The organism is Pseudomonas sp. KCJK8993 (assembly GCF_046230915.1).
In the GTDB taxonomy this organism is placed as follows: domain Bacteria; phylum Pseudomonadota; class Gammaproteobacteria; order Pseudomonadales; family Pseudomonadaceae; genus Aquipseudomonas; species Aquipseudomonas piscis.
The window spans coordinates 1-9,459 of sequence record NZ_JBJJLO010000172.1 but is presented as its reverse complement, the minus strand read 5'-3'; the positions used below and the strand labels follow the sequence as shown (position 1 = coordinate 9,459).

Annotated in this window: 12 protein-coding genes; 5 read left to right on the top strand and 7 right to left on the bottom strand. The window is 62.4% G+C overall.

What is annotated here, in order from left to right; genetic code table 11:
- Window positions 1-424 (bottom strand): TetR/AcrR family transcriptional regulator (locus tag ACK6AU_RS30455; protein WP_409303378.1); only part of this gene is annotated, 424 nt, incomplete at its 3' end.
- Between the two features lie 201 nt (window positions 425-625).
- Between ACK6AU_RS30455 and ACK6AU_RS30450 the strand changes: the two genes are divergently transcribed.
- On the top strand, window positions 626-1,684 hold the full coding sequence (locus ACK6AU_RS30450) for an MBL fold metallo-hydrolase (RefSeq protein WP_185701467.1): 1,059 nt from the start codon (window positions 626-628) through the stop codon (window positions 1,682-1,684).
- A 63-nt stretch (window positions 1,685-1,747) separates the two neighbouring features.
- Here the strand turns inward: ACK6AU_RS30450 and ACK6AU_RS30445 are convergent, their stop codons facing one another.
- Entirely contained in the window at window positions 1,748-2,065 is a 318-nt protein-coding gene (locus ACK6AU_RS30445) for an XRE family transcriptional regulator (protein ID WP_185701468.1), read from the bottom strand.
- Between the two features lie 102 nt (window positions 2,066-2,167).
- The gene (locus ACK6AU_RS30440) at window positions 2,168-2,959 is read right to left on the bottom strand and encodes a helix-turn-helix transcriptional regulator (protein WP_185701469.1); all 792 of its coding nucleotides are present in this window, start codon (window positions 2,957-2,959) and stop codon (window positions 2,168-2,170) included.
- 114 nt (window positions 2,960-3,073) lie between these two features.
- Between ACK6AU_RS30440 and ACK6AU_RS30435 the strand changes: the two genes are divergently transcribed.
- Entirely contained in the window at window positions 3,074-3,889 is an 816-nt protein-coding gene (locus ACK6AU_RS30435; protein WP_409303375.1) for a sulfite exporter TauE/SafE family protein, read from the top strand.
- Between the two features lie 119 nt (window positions 3,890-4,008).
- The gene (locus tag ACK6AU_RS30430) at window positions 4,009-5,166 is read left to right on the top strand and encodes a hypothetical protein (RefSeq protein WP_185701471.1); all 1,158 of its coding nucleotides are present in this window, start codon (window positions 4,009-4,011) and stop codon (window positions 5,164-5,166) included.
- An 18-nt stretch (window positions 5,167-5,184) separates the two neighbouring features.
- On the opposite strand, the gene ACK6AU_RS30425 is transcribed toward ACK6AU_RS30430, so the two are convergent.
- The 3 genes from ACK6AU_RS30425 to ACK6AU_RS30415 all read right to left on the bottom strand — a co-directional run bounded on the left by ACK6AU_RS30425 (window position 5,185) and on the right by ACK6AU_RS30415 (window position 7,501).
- On the bottom strand, window positions 5,185-6,165 hold the full coding sequence (locus ACK6AU_RS30425) for a hypothetical protein (RefSeq protein WP_409303373.1): 981 nt from the start codon (window positions 6,163-6,165) through the stop codon (window positions 5,185-5,187).
- 142 nt (window positions 6,166-6,307) lie between these two features.
- Window positions 6,308-6,586, bottom strand: a complete 279-nt coding sequence (locus tag ACK6AU_RS30420) for a hypothetical protein (protein WP_409303371.1) — start codon at window positions 6,584-6,586, stop codon at window positions 6,308-6,310.
- A gap of 3 nt (window positions 6,587-6,589) precedes the next feature.
- Complete coding sequence (locus tag ACK6AU_RS30415) at window positions 6,590-7,501, bottom strand: LysR substrate-binding domain-containing protein (RefSeq protein ID WP_185701473.1); 912 nt, start codon at window positions 7,499-7,501, stop codon at window positions 6,590-6,592.
- 106 nt (window positions 7,502-7,607) lie between these two features.
- Here ACK6AU_RS30415 and ACK6AU_RS30410 point away from each other — a divergent pair, with 106 nt between their 5' ends.
- Together ACK6AU_RS30410 and ACK6AU_RS30405 are read left to right on the top strand one after the other, a co-directional pair.
- The gene (locus ACK6AU_RS30410; RefSeq protein ID WP_409303369.1) at window positions 7,608-7,955 is read left to right on the top strand and encodes a hypothetical protein; all 348 of its coding nucleotides are present in this window, start codon (window positions 7,608-7,610) and stop codon (window positions 7,953-7,955) included.
- A 12-nt stretch (window positions 7,956-7,967) separates the two neighbouring features.
- Window positions 7,968-8,576 (top strand): glutathione S-transferase, encoded by a 609-nt coding sequence (locus ACK6AU_RS30405; protein WP_185701475.1) that lies wholly within the window; start codon window positions 7,968-7,970, stop codon window positions 8,574-8,576.
- Window positions 8,577-8,825: 249 nt separating this feature from the next.
- On the opposite strand, the gene ACK6AU_RS30400 is transcribed toward ACK6AU_RS30405, so the two are convergent.
- Window positions 8,826-9,459: ribonucleotide-diphosphate reductase subunit beta (locus tag ACK6AU_RS30400; protein ID WP_409303366.1), on the bottom strand; the 634-nt coding region annotated here is incomplete at its 5' end.

The window sequence follows — 9,459 nt, the reverse complement described above, 5'->3', positions numbered from 1 at the left end:
CTGCGCGGATCCAGCGGCTCAGGGATTCTTCCCGCTCCCCCATGCGCGCCACCATGTCCTGCGCGCGTTCCGGCGAGTGGATGGCCGCGGCGATGGCCACCCGTGCGAGATCGAGGAAATTATCGTCGGCGAGCAATTGCAGCTTGGCCCGCAGCAGGCTGGCCAGTTGTTCACGCAGGGGCTGGTCGCGGCGGTAGGTGATCTCCGCTTGTGCGCTGATGCTGGCCCAGAGTTGGTTGAGGATTTCGGCGAACAGCTCTTCCTTGCTGGGGAAATGGTTGTACACCGTGCGTTTGGAAACTCCCGCCGTGGCAGCGATCTTGTCCATGCTGGTGATGTCGAAACCACAGGCGCGGAACTCGCTGATCGCCGCCTGGACGATGGCGTTGCGCTTGAGGTCGGTGCGGCGCGTCGGAGCTGTCATGGATCGGGTTCGTTCCGGGTGGTCGGGAAAAGCATCCGGCAGTCTACTTTGTCTTAATCCTGTTGCAATGTAGAAACTACACTGTGTAGTGTAGTTTCCTTCGAAACGATGATCCGCGGTCGGTGCCTGGGTGCAAGGCCGAAAGATCATCCTGCAGCGCAACGCCGGCCCTTCGCGGCGTTCCGTGGAGTCATTCAAGTCATGACCATTGTCTCTTCCAGCGTCACCCCTGTTCCTCGCCAGGAAACCTCGCGCCAGGAACAGGGAGCCTTTCGCAACCACGCCCCGGTGCGTCGCGCAGGCTTCGGCAAGACCTTGCAGATCTTCTGGAACATGCTGTTCCACAAGCCGCGCAATACCCGCCCGTCCGGCGTCATCCCGGTGCAGCCCCTGACCCGCGAACAACTGCTGGCTGCGCCGGACCAGAGTGTCTTCAGGCTTGGACATTCCACGGTGTTGCTGAAGCTGCGTGGCAAGTTCTGGATCACCGACCCCGTGTTCGCCGAACGGGCTTCGCCAGTGCAATGGGCCGGACCCAAGCGTTTCCATCAGCCGCCCATCAGCCTCGCGGCATTGCCGGAGATCGAGGCGGTCATCCTCTCCCACGACCATTACGATCACCTGGACCACCAGACGGTACTGGCGCTGGCCAGCAAGACCCGGCACTTCCTCACCCCCCTGGGCGTGGGCGATACCCTGATCAAGTGGGGCGTGCCCGCAGCCAAGGTACGGCAACTGGACTGGTGGCAGGGATGTGAAATCGAAGGCATCTGCTTTATCGCCACACCATCGCAGCACTTCTCCGGGCGGGGCCTGTTCGATGGCAACCGCACCTTGTGGGCCTCCTGGGTGATGATCGATGGACTGACCCGGATCTTCTTCAGCGGCGATACCGGCTACTTCGATGGCTTCAAGCGCATTGGCCAACAATACGGCCCGTTCGACCTGACACTGATGGAGACCGGCGCCTACAACGTTGAATGGCCGCATGTGCACATGCAGCCAGAGCAGACCCTGCAGGCCCATATCGACCTGCAGGGCCGGTGGCTGCTACCGATCCACAACGGCACCTTCGACCTGGCCATGCATGCCTGGCATGAGCCCTTCGACCGGATCCTGGCCTTGGCCTGGGAACGCAGCATCAATATCGCTACCCCACAGATGGGACAACTCTTCAACCTCGGCCAGCCCGACCGGGGAATGGCCTGGTGGCTGGAGGTGGAAGGGGCGCAGGAAGAGGTGGGCCTCCAGTCTGCTTGACCTCGGATTCCGGCGGTGAGCTGTTTCCTCCGCGGGCGGATGTTTTCAGCCCCTGGCGCGGGGTCATTCGATCATGGCGTAGTCCGGGCGCTCCATTGGGTTGGGAGTCGCCCCCTTGATGTTCATGCCCCGGCCAGGGGCGAAGCCCGGGAAAAACACCAGCCCCTGACTTTCCAGGCAGAATGCCAGGGCCAGGCGCGTCACGTCACGGACGTCGAAACCGGCTTCGAAACGCTGGATCGCCTGTACCGACACCGTGGATTCGCGGGACAGCCGTTCCATGTCCCAATCCAGCATGTCGCGGGCTTGGGTGCAGTGCGTTGGGGTGAACTGATAGAGAGCGATACGTTCCAGGGTGATTTTCATCGCTAGAGAGGCCATGGGTTTTCTCCGGAAGGTCGATGCAGTGAATTGTACTGTATATTTGTACAGTTATTCGGCTTGCGGATCAAACCCGATTGCGGGTGCTGCGCGGACCTTTGGTCACAAGGTCTTTCCCGGCTTGGATTCCAGGTGATTCAGGTAGGTGGTGGGGGAGTGCCCCAGCACCCGGCGGAACATGGTGGAGAATGCCCCGGGGCTGTCGTAGCCGAAGTCCAGGGCGATTCGCGTCACGCTCTGCGCCGCTGCCAGGCGAGCCAGGGCCTGGACCACGCAGGCCTGCTGGCGCCATTGAATGAAACTCATGCCCGTCTGCTGGCGAAACCCGCGATTGAAGGTACGCAGGCTGACATGCAACTGCTGGGCCCAGGCCTGGGGCGACTGGTGGATATCGGGGTGCATGAGGAAGGCCTGACACAATTCCAGCAGCGGACCTGCAGTGGGCAGCGGAATGTGCAGGGGCAATGGCGGGCAGCGTTGCAGTTCGCGCAGCAGCAACTCGATCAGCAAGCCGTCGCGCCCTTGCTGGTCGTATTCAAGGGGGATGTGCACCGCCTCCAACAGCAACTGGCGCAACAGCGGCGACACGCCGATGACCTGGCAACCACGACTGTCCAACGGGGCGGCATCAGGCTCGATGTACAGGCTGCGGGTACTGACCCCGAGCATCAGCACAGCATGTTCCACCTGGGGCGGGATCCACACCGCACGCTGGGGCGGAACCACCCAGTTACCTTGCTCGGTAGTCACCTGCATGACGCCGGTGGCGCCGTACAAGAGCTGCGCTCGTCGATGGCGGTGGCGGGGCAGGCGCTGGCCGTCGGCGTAATCGGTGCCGATGGCCAGTACCGGGCGTGGCGTCTGGTCCAGTTGGTCGATGGGGATATTGCGCATGCCGACGAGTCCCGTGCCTGGCGTAAACGCCAACATTATTGGCTGACTTGCTGAAGCCGGCCAAGTGCTGGCGTTCTATCGTCCGGGCTTTCCCTGGCTGACGGATGCTGTTCGATGTTCTATCTATTGCTGGCACTTTTTGGTTGCATGACGGGCATCAGCGCCGTGCTGTTCGGCTTCGGCGGGGGCTTCGTGGTGGTGCCGCTGCTGTACTGGATGCTGCTGGCCAGCCATGGGGCGGACTCGGCGGCCGGGCAATCGGCGATGCATATTGCCGTGGCCACCTCCACCTGCGTGATGATCGTCAACGCCCTGGTCGCAAGTCGCCGGCACCAGCGCGCAGGCAATCTGGTCCGGCATTACCTGTGGCCGCTGGGCGGGTATATCGGCCTGGGGGCGACGCTCGGTGCGGCAGCGGCGATGTGGGTCGATGGCGAGGTGATCCGCTATGCCTTCATCGCCTATCTGGCTATCACCATCGCCGATTGCCTGTTGCGGCGCGGCTTTCTCGACCCGGCCCAGGGCCTGCAAGCGCGCAACCTGGGGGCCGCGCAAACCATGTTTGGCGGTATGGGAATCGGCGTGATCGCCACCTTTCTCGGGGTCGGTGGCAGCGTGATGACGGTTCCGCTGTTGCGTCGTTGCGGCTTGAGCATGACCCAGGCTACCTCCATGGCCAATCCCTTGAGCGTGCCGGTGGCCCTGGCGGGCACCGCCACCTACATGCTGCTGGCGGGCTTGAGCCGCTTCGACCTGGGCCCCTGGTTCGTCGGTTATGTCGATCTGCTGGCATTTTTTGTACTGACCCTGGGGTCGCTGCTGGGCATTCGCCTGGCCACGCCATGGATCGGCCGGATCCCGGACCACGTACACGCACGGGTGTACATCGGGCTGCTGGTCCTGGTGCTGCTGAGCATGTGCCTGAAGTGACGGGCACGTCACGCTCGATGGCTCGATTGTGTTGGGGACGCGGTTCATAATCGACTTCCGCCTAACCTGGCCGGGTGCTTCCGCGGAAGGCTCCCGGTGTCCACTACAAGGGAACCTCCATGTTCAACGGACTGATGCGCCGACTTTTCCTTGTCCTGTTGTTGTCGATCCTGGGATCGACCGCGCAGGCTTCGTCTACCCGCCAAACCCTGGTCGGTAACCTGGGCAACATGCCGATCGTGATGGAGATCGATATCAGCGACCCACAGAAGGTCACGGGGCGTTATTTCTACCAGAAGTACCACCATGACCTGGCCCTGGAGGGCGCGCTGGACGGGCAGTCATTGCAGCTGCGCGAAGGTCGTGAAGACTATGCCAAGGATTCGCCGCCCCGGGCCGCTTTCCAGTTGCAGGGTTCCGCCGATGGCTGGCAGGGCCAGTGGCAGGGAGCCAAGGGCAAGACCCTGGAGGTCCGCTTGGCACCGGCCCGCGCCGACGCACCCAAGCCGGACGCGCTGCCCTACCTTACGCAGTTGTATCGGGAAGACTTGTACGCGTACCTGCGCCTGCTGGGCCTGACGCTCAAGCAAGGCAAGCAGCAGGAGTTCATGGGCTACACCCTGCAGTGGTGGAGCGAACCATCGTCGAAACTGGCGATGTTCAAGGTGGTTGCCGGTTATCCGGGCGAGCGTCAGGAGCGGCTCAACCAATTGCTGATGGAGCGCCTGTGGCGCGAGGTGACGGCTTACCACGAGTGCTTGCTGGAGGCCGGCAAGGGCGGCGAGTTCGTGCAGACCGTCAAGCCGCGGTTCTTCAACTCGGCCGTGCTCAGCGTCAGCATCGCCACCAGCTATACCTGCGGCGGTGCCCATCCGGATTTTGGCGACTCGCCCTTGAACATCGATGTGGACAGCGGCCGGGACCTGTCCCTGACGGATGTGTTGTGGGTCGGCAAAGGCCAGCCGCCCAAGCCATCTCAATACAGTGCCTTGTACGACTACAACACCCAGCAGCTGGGGCCTTGGCTGGTCAAGCAGTTCACGGCCTTGCACCCGCGTGAAATGCGCGAGCCGGCCACCGAGGGCGATGGCTGCAACTACAGCGATGCCAGCGTATGGGGCGACAACAGTTGGTATTTCACCCCCAAGGGGCTGTTCATCAGCGCCTATTTCCCCCGGGCGGAACGGGCCTGCGATGGACCGGAATGGGCCGTGCTGCCCTACTCGGTGGTGAGCAAGCACCCTGGCGCCGTGGCCCTGGACCTGCCCAAGCGCTGATGGCCGCTGCCCGGCCGGTCACTGGGCTTCCAGCCCCGGAGCCTCGCGGATCACCAAGTGGTCCAGGTTCTGGATATCGGCGCTGAAAACCCCGAAGCTCGCTTCGGGGTTTTTCTTGCTCGGTACCTGCTTGAAGGTGGGCGTTACACCATAGAAGAAGCAATACAACTCACGCTGGCTGTCGATGGCGAGCTTGATCTCCTCGAGGAAGGCCTTGCGCTTGCGGTAGTTGTCCACCAGCTTCTTGCTCAGGTAGACGTTGACCGAATAGGGCTTCTTGCTGGTCTGGCCGTCTTCCTTGAACCAGACCTTCTGGGCGAAATCGATGCGAAAACTCTGGGTGTAGTCCTTGATCTGCTTGATCTTGCCCCAGTAGATCAAGCCCTTGTTGTCTTGCAGGTACTCGATCTTCTTGAAGAACGCGGCGTAGGACGCGGTGTGTTCGCCGATCTTCAACGGCATGCGCTTGAGCAGGTCCTTGTCGTCGATGTTCGACACGAAGCACTCCACCGGATGGGCGAAGACGCTGGTCTTGTCCGGAACGTTGTCATGCTCGGCGTGGGGCTGGGCGGTCTTGCCGGAAGCGGTTGGCGGGGCGGCCACTGAAGGGGCCGTCGCGATGGCCGAGGTGGCAGGCTTGCGCAGGTACTTGCGCCGCACCAGCAGCAGTTCCGAGGGGAAGTGTTCCTCGCGGTCCTGCGTGCTCGCCGCGCCTTCCCCATCGGCGGCCGTCTTGCCGGCGCCGTAGGGACAACCTGCTATATGGCGAGTGCCGGGCAGGTTCTTGAAGTGTGGGGTACGGATGTAGTTGAGGTTCTTGGCGTTGAAGGTGCCCAGCTGGTTGCTGGATTCGAACGCCAGGCGGCATTCGTCGTTGGGGCACTGGAAGCTTTCCCTTGCTGAGTCGAAGTCCATGGTTTCGTCGAAATTCAGGTCCCGCACGTCATAAATCGACAGCTTGTCGTCGAGGCCGATGCAGTAGGCGGTGGCGAATTTCATGGAGCCTGGGTCCTTGGACGGGAAAGGGGACTTTATAGCGGTAGTGGCAAGGACCTGCACCTGTTCTTTGCGTACCGCTGGCAAACCAGCGGTGGCTAAAGGGAAGGGTGCAGCCCGCCAACCATGTCGATGACCGCGCCGGTCACGTCGCTGGCCCGGGGCTGGCCAGGAACGGCGCGCCGAACTGCTCTTCAAGGCTCGCCATGGCCTGCTCGCAACCGAAGCCCGATGCCATGTCCCTGGCATGCGTGAGCAGCGGCCAGCCGCGCTGGGCGAACTCGACCCGGGTCGCCTCGAGGTTGGCCGGATCGCGGGAAACGATCGCCGCTTGGGCCCCTCCGCGGCGAAGGCCCGCAGGCCAGCCTATGCCCCTGCTGCCGCCCGTGATGATCACGCGCTTGCCATGCGGGTGCAGGTCCATCGCTCACTCCGTTGGTTGTTTGTCGTGTGCCAGCTGGTTCAGGTATTCGTCGACTTCGTTGGCCAGCCAGCTGGAAAACACCCGTTGCTTGATCTCCGAGCGTTCCCGGTTGGGCAGCACCAGCCAGTAGGGATAAGGGTAGGGGGCGGTGATCGGGGACAACTGCACCAGTTCTCCACGCTTGATCGCATCGTCCACCAGGCTGCGGCGTTCCAGGGCGATGCCCTGGCCCAGGCGCACGGCTTGCAGTACCAGGTTGGAGTCGTTGCTGCACAGGCCGATGCGCGGCACGTCGAGGTCCAGCCCGGCGGCCTGGCACCAGGGCTGCCAGGACTCCATGTTGAAGATGATGGTGCTGCTGATGATTTCCTCTGGGGTCTGTGGCAGCACGCCGCCGTTGAAGTGCGGAGCGGCGACCACCAGCGTCTCGTCATGAAACAGCAGGTGCTGCTCCAGCCCGTCCCAGTCGCCCTTGCCCATGCGAATACCGACATCGACCGACTCCCGGGTCAGGTTCGACACCGCCAGGCTCGCCTGCAGGCGGATGCTGATGTGCGGCTGCGATTGCTGGAAGCGCGGCAAGCGCGGCAACAGCCAGCTGAAACCGAACGAAGGGAGGACGGCCACCACCAGCTCCGTGGATTTGGGCTGGGTCTTGATCAGCCGCGTGGCTTCGGCGATTCCACTCAGCGATTCGCGGATCTGCAGGGCATATAGCCGGCCGTCCTCGCTGACCCGCAGGCCACGTCCCTCACGCACGAACAAGGTGACGCCTATGATCTCCTCCAGCACCTTGATCTGCTGGCTGATGGCCGAATGGGTGACATGCAGTTCCTTGGCGGCGGCGGTGACGCTACCGAGCCTGGCAACCGCCTCGAAGCTGCGCAGGCAGGTGATCGGAGGAATGCTCGACATGTAAGTTATTCTTACTGGTTATGCTAAAAAATATCGATATATAACTGCCGAGGTTGTCACTAGTGTAAGGCTTAGTAAAGTCTCGACCGGCAAGAGGATGGATGCCATGGACTCAGCACACAGGGAGCGGCAAACGATCACGGGCAGCCCCGATGGCGCTGAGCACCAGGGCCTGCAAGTTTCATTGGCCAGGGCGCAACTGCTCTCGGTACGTTTTGCCCACGACAGCTACACCCGGGCGGTCAGTGGCCAGCACTGGATCAGCACCGACGGCGTCGACTTCGCGATCGGCCCCGGTGAACGGGTGAAATTGTCCGCCGGGCTGGCCCTGATCGACGGTGAAGGCGTCTTGCAACTGGCGCCAGCCGAGCAGTGTTCCGCGCAGCCGCGCTCCTGGCGCCTGGCCCAGTTGTTCAAGCGTCGCACGGCGGCGCTGGAAATCGATATCAACTAAGGAGAGTGATGGATGAAACTCATTGGCATGCTGGATTCCCCCTATGTTCGCCGGGTGGCCATTTCCCTGGACCTGCTGGGGATCAAGTTCGAACATGACCCGCTGTCGGTGTTCAGCACCTTCGAGGCGTTTTCCCGGGTCAACCCGGTGGTCAAGGCGCCGACCCTGGTGCTCGACGACGGTTCCGTACTGCTGGATTCGACACTGATCATCGATTATTTCGAGACCCTGAGCGCTCCCGCCAGCAAGCTGCTGCCAGCGCACCCCCAGGCGCTGGCCCAGGCCCTGCGTACCCTGGGGCTGGCCTTGGCGGCCTGCGAGAAAGCCGTGCAGATTGTCTATGAACACAATCTTCGCCCGGCGGAAAAACTCCACCAGCCCTGGGTCGAGCGGGTGACCCGGCAATTGCTGGCGGCCTGTGGCGAGCTGGACAAGCAACTGGCGGCCCATCCGGCATCAGGCGAACGGCCGGACCAGGCCGCCGTCACCAGTGCCGTGGCCTGGTCGTTCATGCAGCTGATGCTGCCCGACGTGGTCAAGGCCGATGGCTTCCCGGCACTCAAGGCCCATGCCGCGCGCCTGGAACAGACTGAACTGTTCAAGCGCTATCCGATCGCCTGAGCCCTGGGCGCGGCCTGGCCCGACCGCGCTCTGGCCTGCGCCTGGCTGTTGCGAGCCATTGCCATGTACTCACTCTATTTCGCGCCGACGGCCAACGGGCACAAGATCCTGATCATGCTCGAGGCGCTCGGCGTGCCTTACCGGATCCATCGAATCACCTTGCGTGGGAACTCTCCATATAGAAGCGGCCATAAAAAAGCCCTGACCAGGTCAGGGCTTTTCGTGGGGCCGGTTGGGTGAACGTGGAACTCAGTCCCAGCTCAGCGCGCCACCGGTCTGGTACTCGATCACACGGGTCTCGAAGAAGTTCTTCTCTTTCTTCAGGTCCATGATCTCGCTCATCCACGGGAACGGGTTGGTGGTGCCCGGGTATTCTTCCTTCAGGCCGATCTGCGACAGACGCCGGTTGGCGATGAACTTGAGGTAGTCCTCCATCATTGCCGCGTTCATCCCCAGTACGCCGCGCGGCATGGTGTCGCGAGCGTATTCGATCTCCAGCTGGGTGCCCTGCAGGATCATCTGGGTAGCTTCTTCCTTCATCTCGGCATCCCACAGGTGCGGGTTCTCGATCTTGATCTGGTTGATCACGTCGATACCGAAGTTCAGGTGCATGGATTCGTCGCGCAGGATGTACTGGAACTGCTCGGCGACGCCGGTCATTTTGTTGCGCCGGCCCATGGACAGGATCTGGGTGAAGCCGCAGTAGAAGAAGATGCCTTCCAGCACGCAATAGTAGGCGATCAGGTTGCGCAGCAGTTCCTTGTCGGTCTCTACGGTGCCGGTATCGAATTCCGGATCGGAGATCGAGCGGGTATAGCGCAGGCCCCAGGCGGCTTTCTTCGCGACCGAAGGGATCTCGTGGTACATGTTGAAGATCTCGCCT